The sequence below is a fragment of the Shewanella sp. MTB7 genome, from assembly GCF_027571385.1.
In the GTDB taxonomy this organism is placed as follows: Bacteria; Pseudomonadota; Gammaproteobacteria; order Enterobacterales; family Shewanellaceae; genus Shewanella.
Genome location: NZ_CP085636.1, coordinates 3,244,182 through 3,269,374 on the forward strand (window position 1 = coordinate 3,244,182; position 25,193 = coordinate 3,269,374).

A 25,193-nucleotide genomic window follows, 5' to 3' on the forward strand; every position below is an offset into this window, starting at 1 on the left:
AACAATAGAATATGTACTACTAAAGTGCTTATCCAAGTTAGTGTCAATAGAAAGTGATAGTTCAGATCGGGTAAATGTCAGATTTAGAAACTAAAAAAGGGACCCGAAGGTCCCTTTTTAAAGCAGATTCAACTAATTACTTAGCTAAAGCTTCTTTTGCTCTTTCAACTAAAATTGTAAATACAACTTTATCGAAAACAGCGATGTCAGACAGGATCTTACGATCGATTTCAATAGAGGCTTTTTTCAAACCATTAATGAAACGGCTATAAGATAGACCATTTTGACGAGATGCCGCATTGATACGTGCAATCCAAAGTTGACGGAATTGACGTTTCTTCTGACGACGGTCACGGTAAGCATATTGACCAGCTTTAGTTACGGCTTGCTTTGCAACACGGTAAGTACGTGAGCGAGCTCCGTAATAACCTTTGGCTAATTTCAGTACTTTCTTGTGACGAGCACGAGCGGTTACACCACGCTTAACTCTAGGCATTGTTCATTGCTCCTTTAATTAAGCGTAAGGTAGTTGACGTGCAATTGCAGGCATGTCAGCTTTAGATACTAAACATTTAGCACGTAAGTGACGTTTACGCTTAGTGCTCTTTTTGGTCAAAATGTGACGTAAGTGGGCTTGCTTGCGCTTGAAACCATTAGCGGTTTTCTTAAAACGCTTTTGTACACCCTTGTCTGTTTTCATTTTAGGCATTGCTAAAACTCCGCATTGGGACATTAATAAAACGCAAGGCGAGCAGAGACCTTATAAAAGACCCTGCTACTTTATATTGCCTTACTATTTCTTTTTCGGCGCGAGTACCATCACAGCTTGACGGCCTTCCATTTTCGGGAAGGACTCAACGACTGCTATTTCAGCTAAGTCATCTTTAATACGATTCAAAAGATTCATACCAAGACTTTGATGAGCCATTTCGCGACCACGGAAACGAAGCGTAACTTTCGCTTTGTCGCCGTCATCTAGAAAACGATTCAGGTTGCGTAGTTTTACCTGATAATCGTTTTCATCAGTACCGGGACGGAATTTAATCTCCTTCACCTGTACAATTTTCTGCTTCTTCTTCTGTTCTTTTTGAGATTTTGCTTTATCAAAAAGGAACTTTCCGTAGTCCATTATACGGCAAACCGGCGGCTCAGCGTTAGGACTAATTTCAACGAGATCAACACCAGCTTCATCAGCTAATTCTTGTGCTTCTCTGATTGTCATTAACCCTAAGGGCTCACCATCTAAACCATTTAAACGTACTTCAGAAACGTCTGTGATGAGTTCATTAATTCTGTTCGGGGCCGCCTGGCGCCCTGCTGTTTTTTTGATCTTTATGACCTATTCCTCCAACAAATTGAGACTACGGAGCGAAATTTGTTTTTTTATCTTAGACACAAAATCAGATATTTGCATTTTGCCTAAGTCAACACCATCTCTGGTTCGCACCGCAACTTCCTTATTTTCCATCTCTTGATCACCAACGACCAATAAATAAGGTACACGCTTTAGTGTGTGTTCGCGTATCTTAAAGCCTATCTTCTCATTCCTCAAGTCTTTCGAGGCACGAATTCCGTTTTCTTTTAAAATATTTACGACTTCGTCGACATAATCGGACTGTTTGTCGGTAATATTCATCACTACGGCTTGTGTAGGTGCTAACCAAGTTGGAAATTTACCCGCATACTCTTCGATAAGAATACCGAGAAAACGCTCTAATGAACCTAAAATAGCACGATGAATCATAACTGGTGTTTGACGACTGTTGTCTTCAGCAACATAAGTCGCTCCCAGACGACTAGGCAGAGCGTAATCAAGCTGAACAGTACCACACTGCCATGCACGATCTAGACAGTCATGCAGCGTAAACTCAATTTTAGGGCCGTAGAATGCCCCTTCTCCAGGTAAGATATCAAAAGCTATCTCGTTGGCTTTTAGCGCTTGTTTAAGCGCTTCTTCGGCTCTATCCCACATCTCGTCATCGCCAATACGTTTTTCAGGACGAGTAGAGAGTTTCACGACGATATCTTTAAAACCAAAAGTCTCGTAAGTATCATAAACCATCTTGATACACGCGCTCACTTCTTGCTGTACTTGATCTTCAGTACAGAAGATATGTGCATCATCTTGAGTAAAACCACGAACACGCATCAGGCCATGTAAAGAACCTGACGGCTCGTTACGATGACAACAACCAAACTCTGCCATCCGAAGTGGCAAATCACGGTAAGATTTAAGACCTTGGTTAAAGATCTGAACATGACCAGGGCAGTTCATTGGTTTAATCGCATATTCACGATTTTCAGAGCTTGTAGTGAACATAGCATCTGAATACTTGTCCCAGTGCCCAGAACGCTCCCAAAGGGCACGATCCATCATCAACGGACCTTTCACTTCTTGATAAGTGTATTGACCAAGCTTCTGACGAATAAACTTCTCAAGCTCTAGGTACAAGCTCCAACCATCATTATGCCAAAACACCATACCAGGTGCTTCTTCTTGCATATGGTAAAGATCAAGTTGCTTACCAATCTTACGATGATCTCGCTTCGCTGCTTCTTCTAAACGGTTAAGATGTACTTTTAATGCTTTTTTGTCAGCCCAAGCTGTACCATAAACACGTTGTAGCATCTTGTTATCAGAGTTACCGCGCCAGTATGCGCCGGCTACACTCATCAACTTAAAGTTTTGGCAAAATCTCATGTTTGGCACATGAGGACCACGGCACATATCAACATACTCTTCATGATGATATAGCGCAGGTTGGTCGTCCTGACTGATATTTTCATCTAAGATAGCCATCTTGTACGTTTCGCCACGAGCCTCAAACGTATCACGCGCTACTTGCCAACTGCCTACACGCTTTTCAACGACATAGTTAGTTTTTGCAAGTTGTACCATGCGCTTCTCCAGTGCATCGATATCTTCCTGGGTCAACTTATGAGCTAAATCAATATCATAGTAAAAACCATTATCAATGACAGGACCAATTGCCATTTTTGCTTCTGGCCATAATTGCTTGAATGCATGACCTAAAAGGTGAGCACATGAATGACGAAGGATTTCAACACCCTCTTCATCTTTAGCCGTAATAATAGATAACTCTGAATCTGTGTCGATAAGATCACAAGCATCTTTCAACTCACCATTAACACGACCCGCGATACACGCTTTCGCGAGTCCAGGGCCTATATCGGCAGCAACATCTAAAGTAGAAACAGGGTTGGCAAACTCGCGTTTGCTTCCATCAGGAAGTGTAATAACAGGCATGAAAAATCCTTATCCAGTGGTGACCCCCACGTAGGGCCACTTGCTAATAAATAATAAAAGAAAACATACTTATGGGATAAGCCATTACAAGAGTCTTAGGCACCTTAAGCACAAGAGCGTAATTCTACGAGATCACACTAGCTAAACGCAAGAGCCCACTTGAACTTTTGCGTGACAAAAATGGTTGATTTTTACTATGCAATGTCATGGTTTTACGGATTCATTGTAAAAGACAACGTTGAACACATTAACTGCTGAAATAACAAGCACACCTGAAAATGAAATTGTGATTGATGATATGAGCAAGGAATTATTAATGGAAATAAAGGACCATCTTGAAGCAGAGTTTAAACCTATGGTAATCGCAATAGATAAGGGGTTAACACATCACCTTGACAATGATTAAAGCAGTCTATCTCTATTCAGAGGAAAACTAACCTACAAAATAACAGTATTATGCTGATGTTCTATTAGTAATACCAATTACATTAAATATGTAATACCAATTACATTAAATATGTAATAAAGAGGCTGTCTCCATAACTTATAATGAACAAAGAGAACAATTAGTGAGGTCACTAGCAAAGCTCTATATAGAAGAGCATAGTGATAACTCGAAAATTTATTCATCATTGTTGACTGTATATGGAGGTCAAATGAAGTATTCCACACAGACAATTTGCTGCCCACACTGTGGTCACCACCAACATATTGATATAGATGGTACTTCTGGGGATCAAGATTATTACGACGACTGTAGAATATGCTGCAATGCTATTCATTTGCGAATTCATCTTGATGAATCACAGCAGGTAATTGAATTATATATCAACTCAGATAACTAACGGAACTTTGATATAAGGTGATTTTCAGATACAAAAAAGCCAGCTTAAGCTGACGAAGTATCTCTTATTTTAAATAGATGGTACAACCGAGTGGATTCGAACCACCGACCCCTACCATGTCAAGGTAGTGCTCTAACCAACTGAGCTACGGTTGTATTGTCTCATACTAAAATAAAATTCAATCTTTTACAAAAAGATTGGTACAACCGAGTGGATTCGAACCACCGACCCCTACCATGTCAAGGTAGTGCTCTAACCAACTGAGCTACGGTTGTATTGGTTACGGGAGCTGGACAACTCTTTACAAAAACAGGGCAACGACCTTCGCCTTGTTCTATATCAAAAGTTGAGTCCGAGTAGCTTTCATACTGCTCCATCCCGCGTCTATGTTGATGCTAATAACTGTTTTAATTCTGCTATAAAAGAATTGGTTGCGGGAGCTGGATTTGAACCAACGACCTTCGGGTTATGAGCCCGACGAGCTACCATACTGCTCCATCCCGCGTCCATGTTGACGCTAATAACTGTTTTAATTCTGCTATAAAAGAATTGGTTGCGGGAGCTGGATTTGAACCAACGACCTTCGGGTTATGAGCCCGACGAGCTACCATACTGCTCCATCCCGCGTCCATGTTGACGCTAATAACTGTTTTAATTCTGCTATAAAAGAATTGGTTGCGGGAGCTGGATTTGAACCAACGACCTTCGGGTTATGAGCCCGACGAGCTACCATACTGCTCCATCCCGCGTCCATGTTGACGCTAATAACTGTTTTAATTCTGCTATAAAAGAATTGGTTGCGGGAGCTGGATTTGAACCAACGACCTTCGGGTTATGAGCCCGACGAGCTACCATACTGCTCCATCCCGCGTCCATGTTGACGCTAATAACTGTTTTAATTCTGCTATAAAAAATTGGTTGCGGGAGCTGGATTTGAACCAACGACCTTCGGGTTATGAGCCCGACGAGCTACCATACTGCTCCATCCCGCGTCCATGTTGACGCTAATAACTGTTTTAATTCTGCTATAAAAGAATTGGTTGCGGGAGCTGGATTTGAACCAACGACCTTCGGGTTATGAGCCCGACGAGCTACCATACTGCTCCATCCCGCGTCCATGTTGACGCTAATAACTGTTTTAATTCTGCTATAAAAGAATTGGTTGCGGGAGCTGGATTTGAACCAACGACCTTCGGGTTATGAGCCCGACGAGCTACCATACTGCTCCATCCCGCGTCCATGTTGACGCTAATAACTGTTTTAATTCTGCTATAAAAGAATTGGTTGCGGGAGCTGGATTTGAACCAACGACCTTCGGGTTATGAGCCCGACGAGCTACCATACTGCTCCATCCCGCGTCCATGTTGACGCTAATAACTGTTTTAATTCTGCTATAAAAGAATTGGTTGCGGGAGCTGGATTTGAACCAACGACCTTCGGGTTATGAGCCCGACGAGCTACCATACTGCTCCATCCCGCGTCCATGTTGACGCTAATAACTGTTTTGATTCTGCTATAAAAGAATTGGTACAACCGAGTGGATTCGAACCACCGACCCCTACCATGTCAAGGTAGTGCTCTAACCAACTGAGCTACGGTTGTATTGATTGCGGGAGCTGGATTACTCTCTAGTAAAGCAGGGCAACGACCTTCGCCTTGTTTTATATAAAGAGTTGAGTCCGAGTAGCTTTTATGCTTCTCCATCCCGCGCCCTAGTGTCCGTTCGGCTATTGCCTTGGAACGAGCGTCATAATACGGGATACAGTTTTTGTTGCAAGTAAAAAGATGAAGTTTCTGTTTAAGTGCTGCTTTGCTACTCAACTTGCTCTTTTATGGCGCATATATACAAAGAGAAGCTGTATTAGCTCCTCTTTACGACCAAAAAGTAAGCACTAAAATCTAGTGGTTTGATGCATTCAATAAAACTTCGTTTGTAAAACTTCTTTTCTGTATATACCTTAACCTTAATGCAAACAGTAATGCTGCACTTGTAAGCCCTGCGATTAAGCCTATCCAAAAACCATGTGCACCCATAGCAGGAACAATCAAATCCGTTCTTGCTAATGTATAACCTAGTACCATGCCCACCGCCCAATAAGAAACCAAGGTGATATAAAAGGCACTTCTTGTATCTTTGTACCCTCTTAGCGCTCCAGCTGCCACGACTTGAACCGAATCTGATAGTTGATACAGTGCCGCAAGGAACATTAAACTCGCCGCTAACGTGACAACTTCAGGATTACTATTATATAAGTGCGCGATCTGATACCTAAATACAACAGTGAATATCGCGGTGATCACTGCAAGACCAAATGCAATGGTTAGCCCAAGTTTAGTGATCAGAGCTGATACCTCAGGTTTATCTTGTCCCAAGTAATATCCAACACGTATAGAAACCGCAATGCCGATTGACAACGGTAACATAAATACAATGGATGAAAAATTAAGGGCGATCTGATGACCGGCGACAACAATAGCACCCAGTGGGGCAAGTAGTAGTGCAATCACTGCAAACAAGCTCACCTCAAAAAACAGAGCCATAGCAATGGGTAAACCATGCTTAGTCATATCCCACATGGTAGATAGATGTGGTTTATGAAAAGCCTTAAATGGTGCAAGCTCCTTAAATTTTTGATGAAACTGCATATAGATAATCATCGCGATAAGCATAGCCCAGAAAACCAGAGCTGTCGCAAGGCCACAACCTGCACCTCCCATGGCGGGCATACCTAAATGACCATAGATAAAAACATAGTTAGCCGGAATATTAACCGCTAAGCCAACAAAGCCGATAACCATAGTTGGTAAGGTATAGGATATTCCCTCACTGCATCCACGCAGAACCTGATATAAGATAAACGCAGGTACGCCCCATGCAAAGCCCTCAAGATAACCTATGCTCAATCTGGCCATTTCTGGGTCTAACGTCATCATAGAGAAAATTTGTTCCGCAAAACTGAGGAATACCACAACACCGACACTACCAACTATGGCAATATAACCAGCTTGAAAAGCGAGAGGTTGGATCGCCTTTTGATCATTTGCGCCATGATAATGCGCAAACATAGGGGTAAAGGCCATTAATAGCCCCTGAACAAACAACAATGCAGGCAACCATAAACTGGTACCTATGGCTACGGCGGCCATATCGACTGCACTGACACGACCAGCCATAACGGTATCGATAAACCCCATCATAGTTTGGGTTACTTGAGCAATAAGTACAGGTAGAGCAAGCTGTACTAAGCGTTTGGCCTGAAAGCCGACATGATTCATGAAAATTGCCTTTAATACTAACGAGAGAAAATATGTTTACAGGTATAGTTCAAGCCACGTGCGAAGTGGTTGCGATAAATAAGAAAGATGGCTTAAATACGCTAGAAATCGCTATGGAACCCAGTTTACGTGAAGGGCTCATAACAGGCGCAAGTGTTGCGAACAACGGAGTCTGTTTAACGGTTACACGAATTGACGATAATAGGGTGTTTTTCGATGTAATGGAAGAGACTTTGACCGTGACTAACCTCTCAAAATTACAACTTGGTTCTAAGATCAATATCGAGCGGTCTCTCACATTTGGTAGCGAAATCGGTGGGCATATCCTATCTGGCCATATTCATACTCAGGCCAAGATAGTCAATATAAGTAATACCAGTACCCATTACAATATTCAATTAGAAGTGGAACCTAGATGGATGAACTATATCCTCTATAAAGGTTTTGTAGGGGTAAATGGTTGCAGTTTAACAGTGGGCGCAGTGACAGAAAATAGCTTCATGCTACACCTGATCCCTGAGACGTTAAAATTAACCAATCTGGATATCGTCAAAATAGGTGAGCAAGTCAATATTGAAATCGACAGCCAAACACAAGCCATTGTCGACACCGTTGAGCGCATACTAGCAAAAAAGGCATTCATTAAGGCTTGATAGATACTATAAAAGACAAGCACCAGAATTGGAGCTTGTCTTTTACTATTCTCAACTCTCTTTTACTAAAAAGTCTCTTTATTTGAACGTATCTCCAGGCACTCTCACCCAGCCTTCCATCAATACTCGTGCACTTCGGCTCATTGCGGCTTTAGTTACCTGCCATTGCCCATTTTCAAACTTTGCTTCAGCACCCACCTTCAATGTCCCCGAAGGATGACCAAATACGACATTACCACTTGCTGCAGATTCTCTGTCCACACCACCAGCAGCAAGATTAACTAAAGTGCCAGGTATGGCTGCTGCAGTCCCAATAGCTACCGCAGCGGTGCCCATCATGGCATGATGAAGTTTACCCATTGAGAGTGCGCGCACATTCAAATCTATATCCGTGCTTAAAATAACCTTTCCACTTGATGAGGTGTAATCCATAGGTTCAGCAACAATAGCCACTTTGGGGGTATGTTGTCTCCCAGCAGCTTCATCGATATGACTAATGAGTCCCATCTTAACCGCACCATGAGCACGAATAACCTCAAACATCGCCAATGCCTTTGGATCGCCGTTTATAGCTTGCTGAAGCTCAGCTCCTGTATAGCCTAGATCGCTAGCATTAATAAAGATCGTCGGGATCCCTGCGTTGATCATCGTGGCTTTTAATACTCCAGCTGCAACAACTTCAGTAGGCACAATTAAGTCATCGACTAAGTTCCCAGTGGGGAACATCGCCCCCTCTCCATCAGCCGGGTCCATAAATTCAACCAAGACTTCAGCAGCAGGAAAAGTCACACCGTCGAGTTCAAAACCCCCCGTCTCCTGCACTTCACCGTTAGTCACAGGCACGTGCGCGATAATGGTTTTGTTAATATTAGCTTGCCAAATTCGTACGACCGCGATGCCATTATCAGGTATGCGCTCAGGATTAACTAAGCCACTACTGATTGCAAACGAACCAACCGCGGCAGATAAATTACCGCAATTGCCACTCCAATCAACAAAAGGTTTATCGATTGCCACTTGGCCAAACAGATAATCAACATCGTGATCTGCTTGAGCACTTTTAGCGATAATTACTGTTTTACTGGTACTTGAGGTCGCGCCTCCCATGCCATCTGTTTGCTTTCCATAGGGATCAGGACTGCCAATCACCCTAAGCAACAATTCATCGCGTTCATCACCCGCGATTTGTGCTTGTGCCGGTAGGTCCTCGAGATTGAAAAACACTCCTTTACTGGTACCACCACGCATATACGTCGCAGGTATTTTTATCTGAAGAGAAAAAACTGGCAGAGCTTTAGGTTCTTGTCCCATGCATATCACCCTTTAATAGAGAGTGACGCATTGTTGCGCCACAATTCTATTGCTAAATATAAAATAATGTCGAATTAAGCCGCAGAAGATGACTCAAGGAAGTCTTGAGCAAAACGTTGCAATATTCCGCCCGCCTCATAAATCGATGCCTCTTCAGCCGTATCTAATCGACACTTCACCGCGACTTCGATTTGCTCGCCACTCTTACGAGTGATAATCACGCTCAAAATAGCACCTGGTATACGCTCGCCTATGACATCATAAGTTTCAGTACCGTCGATTTGATAGGTATGGCGGTTTTCACCATTAGTGAACTCTAGCGGCAGTACACCCATTCCTACTAGATTGGTACGGTGAATACGCTCAAAACCTTCAGCAACAATCACTTCAACTCCAGCTAAACGGACACCTTTTGCAGCCCAGTCTCGACTTGAACCTTGACCATAATCAGCGCCCGCGATAATGATAAGGGGTTGCTTACGCTCCATATAGGTCTCAATCGCTTCCCACATGCGTGAAATTTGACCTTCAGGCTCAATACGGGCCAGCGATCCTTGCTTAACTTCAGACAACCCGCCTTTACCAAGGTGAGTCACCATCTCATTAAACAGCTTAGGGTTAGCGAACGTTGCTCGTTGAGCCGTTAAATGATCGCCACGATGAGTGGCATACGAGTTAAAGTCCACCTCAGGCAATCCCATTTTATCCAGATATGCCCCAGCCGCACTGTCGAGCATAATTGCATTTGAAGGAGAAAGGTGATCGGTCGTAATGTTATCGCCAAGTACTGCCAGTGGACGCATCCCTTTCATGGTGCGCTCACCTGCTAAAGCACCTTCCCAATAAGGAGGACGACGAATGTAAGTGCTCTGTGGACGCCATTGATACTGTGGATCCACATCTGTGCCGTATTCGACTTTAATATCAAACATAGGCTCATAGACTTTACGAAACTGCTCCGGCTTTACACTCGCTGCAACCACTGCATCTATCTCTTCATCTGATGGCCAGATATCTTTGAGGGTGATCTCATTACCTTGGTTGTCTGTTCCTAAGCTATCTTTCTCAATATCGAAACGAATAGTTCCCGCAATGGCATAAGCAACAACCAGAGGCGGTGAAGCTAAGAAGGCCTGCTTGGCATAAGGGTGAATACGACCATCGAAGTTGCGATTACCTGAAAGTACCGCTGTTGTATAAAGGTCGCGATCGATCACTTCCTGCTGAATAACTGGATCTAATGCCCCACTCATCCCGTTACAAGTCGTGCAAGCAAAGCCAACGATACCAAACCCAAGTTGCTCTAGTTCTGACAGTAATTGTGCATCTTCAAGATACAACTGCACCGTTTTTGAGCCTGGCGCCAAAGAGGTTTTAACCCAAGGCTTACGCGTTAACCCTTTTGCGTTAGCATTACGGGCAAGTAAACCTGCCGCAATCACATTGCGTGGGTTTGAGGTGTTAGTACAACTGGTAATAGCAGCAATGATGCAGGCGCCATCAGGCATTAACCCTGCTTCAGTCTCTTGTTCACTGCCATAATCACCACTAATGCCCTTTACAGCGAGATCACTGGTCGATACACGGCGGTGCGGATTAGAAGGCCCTGCGATGTTACGACCAACCGATGATAAATCAAAACTCAGTACACGCTCATATTCTGCATTTTTAAGGCTATCAGCCCATAAACCGCTTTGCTTCGCATAGATTTCAACTAGCTTAATCTGACTTTCATCTCGACCCGTTAACTTAAGGTAATCAATGGTTTTCTCATCTATATAGAACATAGCCGCTGTTGCGCCAAATTCAGGTGTCATATTCGAGATCGTTGCACGATCGCCCAAGGTAAGATTAGCTGCGCCTTCACCATAAAACTCTAAATAGGTCGACACGACTTTTTCATTACGTAAAAATTCAGTAATCGCCAATACAATATCTGTCGCCATGATACCCGGTTGACGTTTACCCACTAGTTCGACGCCTACAATATCAGGAAGACGCATATAAGAAGGCCGACCTAGCATGACACTTTCAGCTTCAAGACCACCTACACCAATCGCGATCACGCCCAGTGCATCCACATGAGGTGTATGACTGTCTGTCCCCACTAAAGTATCTGGAAAAGCGACACCATCCAAGGATTGAATCACTGGCGACATCTTCTCAAGGTTAATCTGATGCATAATGCCATTACCCGGCTGGATCACGTCGATATTTTTGAATGCTGTTTTAGTCCAGTTGATAAAATGAAATCTGTCTTCGTTACGTCTATCTTCAATCGCGCGGTTTTTATCAAATGCATCTTTTTCAAAACCTGCATGCTCAACGGCAAGAGAGTGATCGACAATCAACTGCGTCGGCACCACAGGGTTCACTTTCGATGGGTCACCACCTTTGTCAGCTATGGCATCCCGAAGACCAGCAAGATCAACTAAAGCGGTTTGTCCCAAAATGTCATGACACACCACGCGGGCTGGATACCAAGGAAAGTCCAAATCACGTTTGCGCATGATGATCTGTTCAAGACAAGCGGTGAGTTTATCTGGCGCACAACGGCGTACTAAGTTTTCAGCATATACACGGCAAGTATAAGGTAGCTTGTCATAGGCACCCGGCGTAATAGTATCAACAGCTGCACGAGTATCGAAATAGTCGAGTTCAGTACCCGGTAAAGATTTACGGTAGGTGGTATTCATAAGGTGTTCCAATTTTATATCTAAGGTACTAGGGCGTTACGCTGCCAGAGAGGGCTTCGCCCTGCTATACAATCAAAAGATAAAACGAGCAGCGTATTTATCCTTTGACCGTATAGGATCTAGCAGGAGCATAGTGACACTCTCGCTGTGACCAAAATCACGTTCTAGCTTCTAGAATCTAGAATCTAGAATCTAGGTCCTATGCCCTATCCTCTATCTTTCACTAATAGGCTTAACACTTCTAGGCTCTGCTCCCGTATAATCAGCACTTGGACGAATGATACGGTTATTGGAGCGCTGCTCCATCACATGAGCAGCCCAACCTGTTAGTCGTGAACAGACAAAAATAGGCGTAAACAATTTAGTGGGAATACCCATAAAATGGTAAGCCGATGCATGGAAAAAATCAGCATTACAGAACAGTTTCTTGGTGTCCCACATAAACTCTTCACAAGCCACGGATATGTCGTACAAAGACATGTCACCATTTTCATGGGCTAGCTTTTCTGACCAAGCTTTAATAATGACGTTACGAGGATCTGATGTACGGTAAATCGCATGACCGAATCCCATGATCTTCTCTTTACGTTCAAGCATGCCTGCCATTTGGATTTTCGCGTCCGCAGGTGATGAGAATTGTTGAATCATAGCCATAGCAGCTTCGTTAGCACCGCCATGCAGTGGTCCACGCAAAGTACCAATAGCACCAGTAATACAAGAATACATATCCGATAGTGTCGATGCACAAACACGTGCAGTAAAAGTAGAGGCATTAAACTCATGCTCAGCATACAAAATTAATGACACATCCATCACGCGTCTATGTTGCTCCGACGGCGCTTTACCGTTCAGTAGATGCAAGAAATGACCTGCAAGTGAGCCCTCATTGGTAACACAATCTATCTCTACACCTTCATGGGAGAATTTATACCAGTAACACATAATGGCAGGGAAAGCAGAAAGCAAACGATTAGCAGCTTGAGTTTGTTCACTAAAATCGACTTCAGGCTCTAAATTTCCTAAAAAAGAGCAACCGGTTCGCATCACATCCATCGGATGAGCATCAGCAGGTATGCGTTGTAGCACCTCTTTCAATGCTTGAGGAAGATCACGTTGGGCCATGAGTTCAGTTTTATAAGCATCAAGTTGTGTGCTATTAGGTAACTCACCGTTGAATAGCAGATATGCCACCTCTTCAAACGTAGTGTTATCAGCTAAATCTGCCACGTCATAACCGCAATAGGTTAATCCAGATCCAGACTTGCCCACAGTACATAGCGATGTATCTCCAGCACTTTGACCACGAAGACCTGCACCACTTAGTTTCTTGTCTACCATAACTTGTTCCTCTTCTTTGTTGATCTACTTATGCTCAGGCTATTGTGTTTTGTTGCCTTATTATTGATACATAAGCTGTAGGGTTCATATCATTGTGATTACTTGTTTTTACCTTCAGCAAACAAACTGTCTAACTTCTCTTCGTAGTCGTGATATCCAAGATAGTTATACAGATCCATACGCGTCTGCATTGAATCGACTACCGCTTTTTGATCGCCATTTTCGAGTATTGATGAATACACCATCTCGGCAGCCTTGTTCATGGCACGAAATGCACTTAAAGGATAAAGCACCATGTCAGCGCCCCACTCTCCAAGCTGCTGCTTGTTCCAAAGTTCTGTTTGACCAAACTCTGTAATATTTGCCAAAATCGGCACATCTAAGGCTGCTGAAAAAGCGCGATAATGTGCTTCAGTTTTGACTGCTTCAGCAAAGATCCCATCAGCGCCAGCAGCGACATAGGCTTTAGCACGCTCAATCGCGGCTTCAAGTCCTTCTTGTGCAAATGAATCTGTGCGGGCCATGATGAAAAAATCTGGATCGGTGCGAGCATCAACCGCCGCCTTAATGCGGTCAACCATCTCTTCCGTAGACACGATCTCTTTATTAGGACGGTGACCACAGCGCTTTTGAGCAACTTGATCTTCCATATGAACCGCAGCAGCGCCAGCTTTCTCCATATCACGAATGGTCTTGGCAATATTAAAAGCTCCGCCCCAACCTGTATCAATATCAACAAGTAATGGTAGGTCACATGCAGAGGTAATGCGCTGAACATCAACAATCACATCATTGAGTGATGTCATGCCAAGATCTGGCAATCCGTAAGATGCATTCGCAACGCCGCCACCAGATAGGTAGATGGCCTGATGACCGATCTGTTTGGCCATCATGGCCGTATAGGCATTAATAGTACCGACTATTTGCAGTGGCTTATTATCTACTAATGCTTGACGGAACTTTTTCCCTGCACTCATCTTCGTCTCCTTAAGCTAGTTCTTAAACTAGATACATAAATAGGGTGTTAACTCTTAACAAGTTTGGCTTCTACATTCTTCTTTGAATACATTATGTGGCGACGCATCAGCATTTCAGCGAGCTCTTCGTCACGATTAGATATGGCTTGCACTATATGTCTATGTTCATCAAAGGCTGTGGTGATCCTCGGCCCTGACATACCAAGCTGGACTCGATACATACGGACCAGATGATAGATCCCATCGATCAGCATTGTAATTAGGTGTTTATTTTTACTGCCCAAGATGATGCGATAATGAAAATCAACATCACCCGCTTCTTGATAATATGATTCACCGGTTTTCACTTTTTGAAAATGGCAATTGAGTAACATGTTAAGATCATCGATCTCTTCGGGTGCCATATTTTTAGCGGCGAGACGAGCCGCCATGCCTTCTAATGACTCTCGCACTTGGTAGAGATCAATTAGACCTGCTGACGTTAGCGCTACGACTCGGGCCCCGATATTAGCTTTGCGCTCAACAAGGTTACATGACTCTAATCGATTAATAGCTTCACGAATAATTGCACGACTGACACAGTACTTTGTCGACAACTCCGTTTCGCTTAATTTAGATCCCGCGAAAATACCACCTTCAACAATATCTTTTCGTAGCTGAAAAAATGTTTTATCTGCAGTAGTTACAGGTTCTTCATCGAAAAATGTCATAATCCACTAACAATTACCTTACAATACATTGTCGACAATATAGCCAAGTATTTCATGTTGGTCAATAATAAACCCAGAGATTGTCGACAAAAAGTTAATTAGTGTCGCGATTTTGGAACGCAATAGTTATGAAACAGAAGGTGATATTGGCTCAAAACCATGCCAATTTGGCCAATCTAAAAAAATTGAGGGTTTGTTAGTCTCTTGAATTTACAAATAAGCTGCATATTGGTACATTCCAAGCACAGCAGTATCAATAGGTAACATGCTTGATAATCACCACTGACCTAATCATTCACACTAAAGGTTCTAATGCAGATAGTTAATTCCCCCTGTCAATCATCTCTATTTACCACAGCAACCATTGTAGGAAATGCGTCTGGAAATTGGGATATTGCATCAAATGGCGTTACCTTCATTTTTAATGGTACCCAGTCTCCAAACAGTAAAGACAATACTCATGATTCGCTGATCAATATCTCCAACGGTCCATTTGTTGGATCCAAAGCCCCTTTTGTTGTCACTGGATTTTTGGACGAGCCAGAAGAAACGTTATTAACACAGCAATTAGTAGAAGTCGCAGAGCGATTGGAATTAAGCCTCAATTGTTGGCCATCAACAGGATTGGTTACCACTGTACTCATGACTCAGTTATCTGAGCAATTACATGTTAAACGCATGTCTTTACTGCCGAGTCTCAGTCGTGATCTGATGATGTCCAAGCAAGAGCATTTGCCTTGCATGGTGCATAATTGGCTAGGTGAACGCCGAATAGCATTAACACTACAGACACATAACCTGAATTGGAAAGAACTCTACTTAACCGAGCCTGCGCGTAATAATACAACAGCCATAGACCCTAGTTCGACGTCATCGATAGATAGCCAATGCCCATTTACTCAATTGATAGAGATAGGAAAGCACGTTGATTGTTCAGAACAACAACGCCAACAATCAATATCAAACTTAGAGGAGATGTCATCTAGCCATATCTCATGTTGGCTTAATCATTCAACTCAAGAGAAACTGCTAACCTGCGAAAACCTTTTTTTCAATCAAACACCAGAATTAACGCCAACTTACTGGTATTTGTTAAATAACCTCGCTTCGCAATATCTTGATGGGATCCGTCAACGACTTGCATATTGCCAACAGATGCTAATTAGTGAGAGTTAACAAACCCTTTCAGCCACAATGACCTGTCGAAGTTACTTCTTGCTGTGTATTTATTACTAACAATGTCCCAATAGCGAAACATTGTTAGTAACATGCAGCTAACCGAACTAATAGTGTTTTGACATAGCCAATGCAGCTACACCTGAGTCTACAGCGGCTTGCGCAACGGCTTTAGCCACTCTATTACACAGCCTAGGATCCATAGGACGGGGAATAATATAGTCGCGACTGAAGCTCAGTGTGCTCTCATCACTCGCTTGTAGCACACTTTCCGGTACGGGCTCTTTTGCCAGTGAACGTATTGCATCAACGGCAGCTAACTTCATTTCATTGTTTATCTTCCGCGCTCGTACATCTAATGCACCTCTGAAGATAAACGGAAAACAGAGCACATTATTGACTTGATTTGGATAATCAGAACGACCCGTTGCCATGATCAAATCATTTCTGATTGAATGCGCAAGCTCTGGCTTTATTTCAGGATCTGGGTTTGAGCAAGCAAATACAATCGGCCTAACAGCCATTTTAGATAACTGCTCAGCAGAAAGTAAATTAGGTCCCGACACACCAATGAACACATCAGCTCCCTCAATGACATCATCTAAGGTGCGCTTATCAGTATTATTGGCAAACTGTGTTTTATACTCATTAAGATCGGTTCGTCGAGTATGCACGACCCCTTTAGTGTCGAGCATATAAATATTTTCACGCTTAGCGCCACATTGGATTAGCAAGTCCATGCAAGCTATCGCCGCAGCCCCCGCTCCCAAACAGACGATGTCCACGTGGCTAATCTCTTTATCTTGTACCTCTAACGCATTGAGCATAGCAGCGGCTGTCACAATCGCGGTACCATGCTGATCATCATGAAATATGGGAACATTACAGCGCTCTTGTAAGGCTTTTTCTATCACAAAACAATCTGGGGCTTTGATATCTTCAAGATTAATTCCCCCAAAAGTGTCAGCAATACTTGCGACAGTGTTAATGAACTCATCTGGGGTATCATGAGTCACTTCAATATCAAACGAATCGATATTGGCAAAGCGTTTAAATAGCAGCGCCTTCCCCTCCATCACAGGCTTTGATGCCATAGGCCCCAAATTCCCTAAACCCAACACTGCACTGCCATTTGATATCACTGCAACACTGTTGCCTTTACCTGTGTACTTATAAACGTTTTCTATGTTAGCGGCAATTTCTCGACAAGGCTCTGCCACACCTGGACTATATGCAAGCGATAGATCATCACTCGTTTCAGCCTGAGTCGTTATTTCGACCGCAATTTTCCCTGGAGTGGGATATGAATGGTAATCCAGCGCGCGTTGTTTCAAATTGCTCATAAGTGATCCTTCGATGATGTATTCCTGTTGACTGAACTGCAGATAAGATTGCGCCAAAAACGCCTACGTTATTTGGGCAAAAAGCGGGTATTAATCGGTAGTAGAATCTCTATTTGTGTAGAGCAACTCGTTGAGTGGCAGCCAGTGCTCATTAAGATTAATGAGCACTGGCTCGAGTTTTCGACTGATTTTAGATCAGAAGCGCCATACCGCTAAAAATTGTGCGGCATTATCATCAGTGCCTTTCTCACCAAGTTTATTTTTCCAGTATTGATACTCAATACCAACAAACAATTGATTGGCATTCGTGCCTAATAGCTCACCTAAATCTAAACGGAGTTGTGGTTGAAATAAGATCCAGTACTCAAGATCTGTCATACCAAAATTATTGGTCTGTTCACGACCATCGATATACTCCAAGTGTCCCTCAATACTCCAACTCGTGGAACCGAGCTTGAAAGGATAGGCCCAGGCAAAATCAACCATATAGCTAGATTCTTCATTAACGATAGTAAAAACTGATGAAGAGGCACTACCACCACCTTGGTGTATGTATCCAGTCACATTAATCTGTGCGAAAGCGAAGCCTGGCAAATCGAGTGAAAACTTAACGCCTGGTAGAAGCCACGCACTATCAACTTCAGGTGCAAAGTTAAAACCTGCCACAACACCAATATCTTTTACTGGGCCGAAAGAGAGGTCATTGCCAGTAATGGCCCCCAAACTAAAGTTTGAATACCACTCACCATAGAATGCACTACTATCCTCAACTGGAAAATTAGCATCCTCATTGACATCGTAACGGCTGTAGTCAATGAAAAAGAAGTTATCACCGTAATCCCAACCACCAGCATGTTGGAAAGTCACAATAGTAGTAGTAGCAGTGCCCCCAGTACCAACAACCTCCAATTCACCCAGTGTTTGTAATTGCACTTCGGTGTTGCTCCAGTTCTCTGCAGTAGCATTTGTCGTTATTAGTGCTGACGATGCAATTAAGATTGTAGTGATAGCACTCACTGTTTTACAGAACTTCATAACCATTCCTTCTTAATTATTATATTTATATTCATTACTGAATATCATTATTATTAAAGTATTCAGCGATTAAATTTATAAAGCACAATAAAACTAATAAATTTATTAATTCCAGATTTATTCAAATTCTTATTTCATGACTAATGAAACAGAAAAGATAAAACTGTTAACGACAAGTTGCGCCTGACTAAATCTTAACCAAGCTTACAAATCCTGACATCTGTGTCAACTCAATTTTTTTATAGAAATACAGTGACCATTTTTTGTTTAAACTCCACACACCCACAAACTTGACACTTGTGACAGGTTTTGGTATCAAATGTTAACCAGACAACACTCCATCTAATAAAGGCATATAAAATGAACTTTCAATCTTTTAATCCTCCTCGTAGGATCTTAATGGGCCCAGGTCCTTCAGATATAAGCCCTGAGGTTCTGGCTTCACTTTCAAGACCCGTAATCGGTCATCTAGATCCCCTATTCGTCGGAATGATGGATGAAGTAAAAGCCCTACTTCAATATGCTTTTCAAACTAAAAATGAGTTTACAATCGCGTTATCGGCACCAGGCTCTGCGGGGATGGAAGCGTGTTTTGTTAACCTCGTAGAAGCTGGCGACAAAGTCATCGTCTGCCGTAATGGTGTGTTTGGTGACCGCATGATCCAAAACGTCACTCGAATAGGTGCTGAAGCGATAATCGTTGACTCACCCTGGGGACGTGCTGTTGAAGTCGACAAAGTAGAGCAAGCACTTATTGCTAATCCTGATGCAAAATTTATCGCCTTTGTTCACGCAGAAACCTCTACAGGCGCAGTATCTGATGCAAAAACCTTATGTGCACTGGCACAAAAGTATCACTGTCTCTCTATTGTTGATGCTGTCACCTCCTTAGGCGGAATAGAAGTCAAGGTCGATGAATGGGGAATCGATGCTATCTATTCCGGATCGCAAAAATGCTTATCTTGTGTGCCTGGTTTATCACCGATCTCATTTAGTAAAAAAGCGGTCAATGTGATCAAAGAACGTAAAACGCAAATTCAAAGTTGGTTTTTAGATCAATCACTTGTAATGAACTACTGGTCAGGGAGTGGTAAGCGAAGTTATCATCATACCGCCCCAGTTAACTCTCTGTATGGATTACATGAATCGCTCCTTCAGTTACATAATGAAGGTCTTGAGAACCGCATCAAACGCCATAGAATACAGCATGAAGCCCTTGCTAAAGGCTTGGCCAAATTAGGTATTGAGTTCATTGTCCCTGAAGAAGAGCGTTTACCTCAACTTAACGCTATCTACATCCCAGAAGGCATTGATGACGTCAAAGTCCGCCACTACCTCCTCAATAAGTACAACTTAGAGATAGGTGCTGGTCTTGGTGATCTTGCAGGTAAAGCGTGGCGAATTGGTCTTATGGGCTATGCAGCGAGAAGTGAAAATGTCATTTTATGCTTGGCAGCACTTGAAGATGCGTTGAATCAGTAGGGCATTATAGCCGTTTGCGCTTCCATAATGTGGAATTGAAAACGGCTATCTCTCCGGCAAAAAACCATAATGTGAGATGAGGCTTTTGACAAAAATCTAACTTTTGACGCATCAATTTGGCAGTGGCACAGGTAAAAAGTAATAGGAAAGCGCACTGCGATTATATTAAACTGGAATGATAGCTGTACGATACAAATACCGTAATAGTAATTTACGATCATATTAATCATTGCAGAAATCATCACAATATATATATATACAATGTTAGGCCATTAATTAAATAGCACTTAAAATATAGAATAAAATCTATTACAAACCACTTTAAACCAGAGTTGATGTAATATGTAAAACAGCTAGTATTTATTTTAAAACACACACCAACAAAGTAATCATAGTCATCTATTATATCAAAGAGTCCTTCATGTAGAAGACCTTGTGACTATGATTCATACTAAGGTTGCTCAACCTAATGCTATATTTTCCTTCTCTATAGAGTTCAGCCCATCAGATTTACAAGCTTCGATTACTAATGATATAAACTAGACACGCCTAAAGCATCAAAACTATCCTTGCGGCTGTCTGCTTAAACGAATGTTCTTACTTCTATACAGTTATTACTTTTTCTAGATCAGCTTTGCAGGATGCTTGTGATGCCTTATAAGGTTGAAATGGATATGATGAAGAGTCATAGCGGAAAATTTGTCAGTGAGAGGTTTAGTGACGTTGTATTGCACTTTTTTATTGGCCACAGATGTAACACTTTCAATAAAAAACCCTTCCGAAGAAGGGCTTAATCGATTTTCTATGATCATGTAAATAAAATTAATTCATGAAGATAGCGTTAGTTTATGAAGATAAATTTCGCAATAAATAGTGCTGTGAGTGCCCAAATACCCTTAGAGATCTGACTAGACTTGCCTGTACCCACTTTCAATACCGTATAGGTGATAAAGCCAAAAGCAATGCCGTTAGCGATTGAGAAGGTAAACGCCATCATGATGGTGGTACAAACAGCTGGAGCATATTCAGTAAAATCGTCCCAGTCCAGACCTTTCAGTGAACTCATCATTAACATTGCTACGTAGATAAGTGCGCCATCGACAGCAAAGCCTGGCAGCATTTGTGCTAGCGGTAAGAAGAACATGCCTACTGCAAACAACAAACCAATAGTCACAGCAGTGAGACCTGTACGCCCACCAACGGCAACACCAGCAGCAGATTCAACATAAGAGGTCACAGGGGGACAACCAAAGCCAGTTCCAATCACTGATGAAATAGAGTCCGCTTTTAATGATTTACTTAACCCTTCAATTTTACCATTTTCATCTTGCAGGTTCGCACGTTCAGCTACGCCCATTAAGGTGCCGGCCGTATCAAAAATATTCACAAATAGGAAAGTCACAATCACAGGAATTAACGCAATTTGAAATGCACCCGCAATATCGGCTTTCCACAATATGGGCTCTAGTGCAGAAAACTCAGGTACAGCCAATATGCCTTTGTAGCTCACAAAACCGGAGGCAGGAGCAAACGATTTAGCGGCTTCAGAAACCACGAAGAAATCTGTTGGTAACACCCATGTCATTACAAACGCGATAAAGGTAGTCGCGGCGATACCAATTAAGATAGCACCGAACACTTTACGATAGCTAAGCACCGAAATAAGCAGAAAACTGATGAAACCAAGCGCTGGCGCTTCTGGGCCGAATTCACCAAAACCGAAGTGAGTCAGATCCGCAAGAGCAAGTGCGTTATCAGGATTAGGTATGACGATACCAGTGAAACGTAAACCGATAAAACCTAAGAAAAGGCCTACACCTGCGGTCATAGCCAATCGTAAGCTCATGGGAATGCTGTCTAGCATCCACTCCCTTAGTCGAGTGACACTCATTAAAACAAACAACACACCAGAAAGGAAAACCGCACCCAGTGCAATTTCCCAGCTATAGCCCATTCCACCGACGACTGAAAAAGTGAAAAAAGCATTCAGTCCCATTCCAGGGGCAAGTCCCACTGGCCAGTTAGCGTATAGTCCCATCAAAATCGTCGCAATGGCGGCACCAAGACAAGTCGCTAAGAATAGTCCTTCAAAGGGCATACCTGTTTTAGACATAATAATGGGGTTTAAAAACATGATGTATGACATTGTCACGAAAGTGGTAAGACCCGCCATTAGCTCAGTTTTCACTGTGGTACTATGCGCAGAAAGTTTAAAAAGTCGTTCTAAAAGTCCGCCTGTTTTTGCTGATTCTTCGTGTGTTTGATTAACCTGTTCCATAACTACAGTACTCTTATTGATTGAAAAATAAGGTCATTTTGTATATTTATTAAATTTGACCTGTTATGTGCTGACCCAGTTAACAAAAAGGTAATACCAGCTGCGGCTATTTATTAGAAAGAGGCTGTGTTAGACCCAATTTCTGTGTAGCTTATTCAATAGAGCACATTTAACAGCCAATGTTAACCACAATAAATTCATTTTAATTTCACAATGTGGAAACATATTGTTTTATCAAACACTCAGTCAAAAGATGGAGACGTTTAAGGAGGAGTAAAAAATATTCTCTGAGTCATTCAGACTATTTAAATTCACCAACACTGACAAAACTACACGTCATATGTTCTCGGAGCTATAGCGAGTTATTCGGCCAACCATAGGGTAGATATTACGTTCCTGATGGAATTTGAAAGCCGATGACAAGGGTAATGGTTTAGCATTCGTAGCAGTTAATGCAAGCGCCATTGTCGCTCTTTGCGCCGTTAAACGTCTTGTTCAGGGAGTAGGTATCAATAGGTGAACGGTCATTCAATCCCGTCTATATGATATAAATTTCACATCGTAAAATTGATTAGAATTTAAATCATAGTTAGATTTAAGCCTCCCTGTTATTCTAATTTCATATCATTTTGTCAACATATCATGATAATATTTAAGTTTTTACCAACCCTATTAACCAAACTAAACCAAATTGAATTAGGTAGTTATGCTTTCTTTGTCCCACTTTAATCGACGAACCATCAAAGGTGATATATTTGGTGCGCTCACTTCTACCATTGTGGCCCTGCCCTTTGCATTAGCCTTCGGTGTCACTTCAGGCGCGGGAGCTAGTGCTGGTATATATTGTGCGATTATCACCGGCTTATTTGCCTCACTATTTGGGGGGACAAATCAACAGATATCAGGTCCAAATACTGGCTTGACGGTGGCAATGGTTGCCATATTAACCAGCTTCGTCGCACAATCTCCAGAGCATGGTGTAGCAGCCGCATTCACGGTGGTGAGTTTAGCGGGGATATTCCAAATGCTATTTGGTTTTTTTAAACTCGGTAAGTACTTCATCTTAGTGTCATACCCTGTGATATCTGGCTTTACGTCCGGAATTGGGATCTTAATTATTCTTTCGCAACTTGAACCCTTTTTTGGTGCAACGTTAACACAGCTCCCAATATCTCTCAGCATATTTAGCAGCACCAATACATTAGTAGGGCTGGCCTGTATATTTGTACTTTTCATATGGCCGCAGAAATACCGCCATGTAGTACCAGCCAGCATCATTGCCGTCATTGGTGCCACTCTATTTTATGTCTTTAGTGGTGCTCAAATCCCTGTGGTGGGGGCCATCTCAAGTGAGCTACCTTCATTTAACTTGCCGGTTTGGGGAAATGATTTAGCCGGAGAGATGATTAAATCAGCCTTGCTCATCGCGACGTTAAGCACACTGGATTCGTTAATGACCTCCTTAACTGTTGACAGTATAAGTAATGATTTCCATGATTCAGATCAGGAGCTTGTAGGGCAAGGTGTGGGTAACTTTGTCGCAGGGTTATTTGGCGCACTGCCTGGTGGCGGTGCAACAATGCGGACGGTGACGAACTTAAGAGCTGGGGGTACAACTCCCTTATCAGGCATTTTACATTCACTGTTTATTTTGGCCATTGTATTATGGGCTGGAGAGTATACCGCCTATATCCCGGTAGCCGTATTAGCGGCAATATTGATTCATGTTGGTATCAGCATTATTGATTGGAATTTTCTTAAGCGGATCCACCAAATATCACCTTTTAGCGTAATTTTAATGATTTCAGTCATGGTGATGTCAGTGGCTTTTGACTTAATCACGGCAGTATTAATCGGTGTGTTTATTGACAATCTGGTCGTCATTAGACGTTTATCTGAGATCCAATTAGATAATATCAAACTTTACACAGCCAAAGATGCAGTGCATCTGTCTGACGAAGAGAAACAGTTGTTTGAATCTATGGCCGACAGCGTGCTTTTACTCAATATTTCTGGCCCAATAGGCTATGGGGTAGCTAGAGGACTCAAACAATGTGTTTCAACTGCCGATCAAAACAAAACATTATTGATCGATCTATCCGATGCACGTTTTGTCGGTATTACCAGTACCATTGCCATTGAAGAGATTATTGTCGGCTATCAAAATGAGGGGCAAGAGATAATATTAGCAAATGTTGGTGAGCGAGTAAGAAAGGACTTTAATAGAATAAAACTACTGGATAAAATTTCAGCAGAACATGTTTTTACCACGAGGATAGCAGCACTGAAATATCTGAAACAGAAATCACTCTCTTCTACGTGACGACCTAACTATAGAATATTCTGACTCAGCGTTGGTGATGTGATTCGGTTGAATATATCAACTCCAGCCTGAGCACAGTCCAAATCTTGCTTTGGAGAGCCAGAGCTGACACCTATCCCACCAATGACCATCCCATCATATGAAATGGGTAAACCACCACCAACAATACACATTCTCCCACCTAACGCGGTATGAATGCCGAATAAACCACTTTTATCTCCAGGAATACACACCTGATTGACCTCATGTGTAGCTTTTCGTGCCGATGCAGCAGTAAAAGCCTTATCTTGGGAGAGAGTTATACTGTGTATTTTCCCTCCATCCATACGTTCAAAGGCAATTAAACTCCCTGATTCATCAACGACAGAGATACACATTGGCACACCGATTTTAGCTGCTTTTTGCATAGCCCCCTCGATGATTAATTTTGCTTCGGTTAGGTTTAATCGATTTATGGTTAACATATCTTCCCTCTAATTATT

The 25,193-nt window shown here is 42.4% G+C and carries 20 protein-coding genes and 12 tRNA genes; 6 read left to right on the forward strand and 26 right to left on the reverse strand.

The window, feature by feature from the left end:
- Window positions 1-136: 136 nt before the first annotated feature.
- From rplT to thrS, 4 genes are all read right to left on the reverse strand, one after another.
- Window positions 137-496, reverse strand: a complete 360-nt coding sequence (gene rplT, locus HWQ47_RS13865; protein WP_269966701.1) for a 50S ribosomal protein L20 — start codon at window positions 494-496, stop codon at window positions 137-139.
- Between the two features lie 18 nt (window positions 497-514).
- A complete protein-coding gene (rpmI, locus tag HWQ47_RS13870; protein WP_269966702.1) occupies window positions 515-709 on the reverse strand; it encodes a 50S ribosomal protein L35 in 195 nt (64 codons plus the stop codon).
- 84 nt (window positions 710-793) lie between these two features.
- Window positions 794-1,336, reverse strand: a complete 543-nt coding sequence (gene infC, locus HWQ47_RS13875; RefSeq protein WP_144042714.1) for a translation initiation factor IF-3 — start codon at window positions 1,334-1,336, stop codon at window positions 794-796.
- A gap of 3 nt (window positions 1,337-1,339) precedes the next feature.
- The gene (gene thrS, locus HWQ47_RS13880; RefSeq protein WP_269966703.1) at window positions 1,340-3,268 is read right to left on the reverse strand and encodes a threonine--tRNA ligase; all 1,929 of its coding nucleotides are present in this window, start codon (window positions 3,266-3,268) and stop codon (window positions 1,340-1,342) included.
- A gap of 238 nt (window positions 3,269-3,506) precedes the next feature.
- Here thrS and HWQ47_RS13885 point away from each other — a divergent pair, with 238 nt between their 5' ends.
- Window positions 3,507-3,674: a hypothetical protein gene (locus HWQ47_RS13885; protein ID WP_269966704.1), complete on the forward strand. Its 168-nt coding sequence runs from the start codon at window positions 3,507-3,509 to the stop codon at window positions 3,672-3,674.
- Between the two features lie 250 nt (window positions 3,675-3,924).
- A complete protein-coding gene (locus HWQ47_RS13890; RefSeq protein ID WP_269966705.1) occupies window positions 3,925-4,113 on the forward strand; it encodes a CPXCG motif-containing cysteine-rich protein in 189 nt (62 codons plus the stop codon).
- Window positions 4,114-4,191: 78 nt separating this feature from the next.
- Here HWQ47_RS13890 and HWQ47_RS13895 read toward each other — a convergent pair.
- From HWQ47_RS13895 to HWQ47_RS13955, 13 genes are all read right to left on the reverse strand, one after another.
- A tRNA-Val gene (locus HWQ47_RS13895) sits at window positions 4,192-4,268 on the reverse strand.
- A 43-nt stretch (window positions 4,269-4,311) separates the two neighbouring features.
- Window positions 4,312-4,388 (reverse strand) — tRNA-Val (locus tag HWQ47_RS13900).
- Between the two features lie 153 nt (window positions 4,389-4,541).
- A tRNA-Met gene (locus HWQ47_RS13905) sits at window positions 4,542-4,618 on the reverse strand.
- A 45-nt stretch (window positions 4,619-4,663) separates the two neighbouring features.
- Window positions 4,664-4,740: transfer RNA gene (locus HWQ47_RS13910), tRNA-Met, on the reverse strand.
- Between the two features lie 45 nt (window positions 4,741-4,785).
- Window positions 4,786-4,862 (reverse strand) — tRNA-Met (locus HWQ47_RS13915).
- Between the two features lie 45 nt (window positions 4,863-4,907).
- Window positions 4,908-4,984, reverse strand: a tRNA-Met gene (locus HWQ47_RS13920).
- Between the two features lie 44 nt (window positions 4,985-5,028).
- Window positions 5,029-5,105 (reverse strand) — tRNA-Met (locus tag HWQ47_RS13925).
- Between the two features lie 45 nt (window positions 5,106-5,150).
- Window positions 5,151-5,227, reverse strand: a tRNA-Met gene (locus tag HWQ47_RS13930).
- A 45-nt stretch (window positions 5,228-5,272) separates the two neighbouring features.
- Window positions 5,273-5,349: transfer RNA gene (locus tag HWQ47_RS13935), tRNA-Met, on the reverse strand.
- Window positions 5,350-5,394: 45 nt separating this feature from the next.
- Window positions 5,395-5,471 (reverse strand) — tRNA-Met (locus tag HWQ47_RS13940).
- 45 nt (window positions 5,472-5,516) lie between these two features.
- Window positions 5,517-5,593 (reverse strand) — tRNA-Met (locus HWQ47_RS13945).
- Window positions 5,594-5,638: 45 nt separating this feature from the next.
- A tRNA-Val gene (locus HWQ47_RS13950) sits at window positions 5,639-5,715 on the reverse strand.
- A gap of 297 nt (window positions 5,716-6,012) precedes the next feature.
- Window positions 6,013-7,389, reverse strand: coding sequence for an MATE family efflux transporter (locus tag HWQ47_RS13955; protein ID WP_269966706.1), 1,377 nt, complete (start codon window positions 7,387-7,389; stop codon window positions 6,013-6,015).
- 32 nt (window positions 7,390-7,421) lie between these two features.
- Here HWQ47_RS13955 and HWQ47_RS13960 point away from each other — a divergent pair, with 32 nt between their 5' ends.
- Entirely contained in the window at window positions 7,422-8,042 is a 621-nt protein-coding gene (locus HWQ47_RS13960; protein WP_269966707.1) for a riboflavin synthase subunit alpha, read from the forward strand.
- Window positions 8,043-8,120: 78 nt separating this feature from the next.
- Here HWQ47_RS13960 and prpF read toward each other — a convergent pair whose 3' ends face one another.
- The 5 genes from prpF to HWQ47_RS13985 form a co-directional block, all read right to left on the reverse strand.
- Complete coding sequence (gene prpF / locus HWQ47_RS13965) at window positions 8,121-9,353, reverse strand: 2-methylaconitate cis-trans isomerase PrpF (RefSeq protein WP_269966708.1); 1,233 nt, start codon at window positions 9,351-9,353, stop codon at window positions 8,121-8,123.
- Window positions 9,354-9,427: 74 nt separating this feature from the next.
- The gene (gene acnD, locus HWQ47_RS13970) at window positions 9,428-12,049 is read right to left on the reverse strand and encodes a Fe/S-dependent 2-methylisocitrate dehydratase AcnD (protein WP_269966709.1); all 2,622 of its coding nucleotides are present in this window, start codon (window positions 12,047-12,049) and stop codon (window positions 9,428-9,430) included.
- Between the two features lie 213 nt (window positions 12,050-12,262).
- Entirely contained in the window at window positions 12,263-13,387 is a 1,125-nt protein-coding gene (gene prpC, locus HWQ47_RS13975) for a bifunctional 2-methylcitrate synthase/citrate synthase (protein ID WP_269966710.1), read from the reverse strand.
- A 98-nt stretch (window positions 13,388-13,485) separates the two neighbouring features.
- On the reverse strand, window positions 13,486-14,364 hold the full coding sequence (gene prpB / locus HWQ47_RS13980) for a methylisocitrate lyase (protein ID WP_269966711.1): 879 nt from the start codon (window positions 14,362-14,364) through the stop codon (window positions 13,486-13,488).
- A gap of 47 nt (window positions 14,365-14,411) precedes the next feature.
- Window positions 14,412-15,074, reverse strand: coding sequence for a GntR family transcriptional regulator (locus HWQ47_RS13985; protein ID WP_269966712.1), 663 nt, complete (start codon window positions 15,072-15,074; stop codon window positions 14,412-14,414).
- Window positions 15,075-15,386: 312 nt separating this feature from the next.
- Between HWQ47_RS13985 and HWQ47_RS13990 the strand changes: the two genes are divergently transcribed.
- Window positions 15,387-16,250: a hypothetical protein gene (locus tag HWQ47_RS13990; protein ID WP_269966713.1), complete on the forward strand. Its 864-nt coding sequence runs from the start codon at window positions 15,387-15,389 to the stop codon at window positions 16,248-16,250.
- A gap of 107 nt (window positions 16,251-16,357) precedes the next feature.
- On the opposite strand, the gene HWQ47_RS13995 is transcribed toward HWQ47_RS13990, so the two are convergent.
- Window positions 16,358-17,593 carry a malic enzyme-like NAD(P)-binding protein gene (locus HWQ47_RS13995; protein WP_269966714.1) on the reverse strand — a complete coding sequence of 412 codons (1,236 nt, stop codon included), beginning with the start codon at window positions 17,591-17,593 and terminating at the stop codon, window positions 16,358-16,360.
- Window positions 17,594-17,788: 195 nt separating this feature from the next.
- The gene (locus HWQ47_RS14000) at window positions 17,789-18,628 is read right to left on the reverse strand and encodes an outer membrane protein OmpK (protein ID WP_269966715.1); all 840 of its coding nucleotides are present in this window, start codon (window positions 18,626-18,628) and stop codon (window positions 17,789-17,791) included.
- A gap of 360 nt (window positions 18,629-18,988) precedes the next feature.
- On the opposite strand from HWQ47_RS14000, the gene HWQ47_RS14005 reads away from it, so the two are divergent.
- Window positions 18,989-20,110: a pyridoxal-phosphate-dependent aminotransferase family protein gene (locus HWQ47_RS14005; RefSeq protein ID WP_269966716.1), complete on the forward strand. Its 1,122-nt coding sequence runs from the start codon at window positions 18,989-18,991 to the stop codon at window positions 20,108-20,110.
- An 841-nt stretch (window positions 20,111-20,951) separates the two neighbouring features.
- Here HWQ47_RS14005 and HWQ47_RS14010 read toward each other — a convergent pair.
- Window positions 20,952-22,388 (reverse strand): NCS2 family permease, encoded by a 1,437-nt coding sequence (locus HWQ47_RS14010; RefSeq protein ID WP_269966717.1) that lies wholly within the window; start codon window positions 22,386-22,388, stop codon window positions 20,952-20,954.
- A 706-nt stretch (window positions 22,389-23,094) separates the two neighbouring features.
- Between HWQ47_RS14010 and HWQ47_RS14015 the strand changes: the two genes are divergently transcribed.
- Window positions 23,095-24,711 (forward strand): SulP family inorganic anion transporter, encoded by a 1,617-nt coding sequence (locus HWQ47_RS14015; RefSeq protein ID WP_269966718.1) that lies wholly within the window; start codon window positions 23,095-23,097, stop codon window positions 24,709-24,711.
- 8 nt (window positions 24,712-24,719) lie between these two features.
- On the opposite strand, the gene HWQ47_RS14020 is transcribed toward HWQ47_RS14015, so the two are convergent.
- Window positions 24,720-25,175, reverse strand: coding sequence for a GlcG/HbpS family heme-binding protein (locus HWQ47_RS14020; RefSeq protein WP_269966719.1), 456 nt, complete (start codon window positions 25,173-25,175; stop codon window positions 24,720-24,722).
- Window positions 25,176-25,193: the final 18 nt, after the last annotated feature.

Coding starts and splice junctions, on each gene's coding strand:
- rplT (WP_269966701.1), bottom strand. CDS start 496: ATGCCTAGAGTTAAGCGTGGTGTAACCGCTCGTGCTCGTCACAAGAAA.
- rpmI (WP_269966702.1), bottom strand. CDS start 709: ATGCCTAAAATGAAAACAGACAAGGGTGTACAAAAGCGTTTTAAGAAA.
- thrS (WP_269966703.1), bottom strand. CDS start 3,268: ATGCCTGTTATTACACTTCCTGATGGAAGCAAACGCGAGTTTGCCAAC.
- HWQ47_RS13890 (WP_269966705.1), top strand. CDS start 3,925: ATGAAGTATTCCACACAGACAATTTGCTGCCCACACTGTGGTCACCAC.
- HWQ47_RS13955 (WP_269966706.1), bottom strand. CDS start 7,389: ATGAATCATGTCGGCTTTCAGGCCAAACGCTTAGTACAGCTTGCTCTA.
- HWQ47_RS13960 (WP_269966707.1), top strand. CDS start 7,422: ATGTTTACAGGTATAGTTCAAGCCACGTGCGAAGTGGTTGCGATAAAT.
- prpF (WP_269966708.1), bottom strand. CDS start 9,353: ATGGGACAAGAACCTAAAGCTCTGCCAGTTTTTTCTCTTCAGATAAAA.
- acnD (WP_269966709.1), bottom strand. CDS start 12,049: ATGAATACCACCTACCGTAAATCTTTACCGGGTACTGAACTCGACTAT.
- prpC (WP_269966710.1), bottom strand. CDS start 13,387: ATGGTAGACAAGAAACTAAGTGGTGCAGGTCTTCGTGGTCAAAGTGCT.
- prpB (WP_269966711.1), bottom strand. CDS start 14,364: ATGAGTGCAGGGAAAAAGTTCCGTCAAGCATTAGTAGATAATAAGCCA.
- HWQ47_RS13985 (WP_269966712.1), bottom strand. CDS start 15,074: ATGACATTTTTCGATGAAGAACCTGTAACTACTGCAGATAAAACATTT.
- HWQ47_RS13990 (WP_269966713.1), top strand. CDS start 15,387: ATGCAGATAGTTAATTCCCCCTGTCAATCATCTCTATTTACCACAGCA.
- HWQ47_RS13995 (WP_269966714.1), bottom strand. CDS start 17,593: ATGAGCAATTTGAAACAACGCGCGCTGGATTACCATTCATATCCCACT.
- HWQ47_RS14000 (WP_269966715.1), bottom strand. CDS start 18,628: ATGAAGTTCTGTAAAACAGTGAGTGCTATCACTACAATCTTAATTGCA.
- HWQ47_RS14005 (WP_269966716.1), top strand. CDS start 18,989: ATGAACTTTCAATCTTTTAATCCTCCTCGTAGGATCTTAATGGGCCCA.
- HWQ47_RS14010 (WP_269966717.1), bottom strand. CDS start 22,388: ATGGAACAGGTTAATCAAACACACGAAGAATCAGCAAAAACAGGCGGA.
- HWQ47_RS14015 (WP_269966718.1), top strand. CDS start 23,095: ATGCTTTCTTTGTCCCACTTTAATCGACGAACCATCAAAGGTGATATA.
- HWQ47_RS14020 (WP_269966719.1), bottom strand. CDS start 25,175: ATGTTAACCATAAATCGATTAAACCTAACCGAAGCAAAATTAATCATC.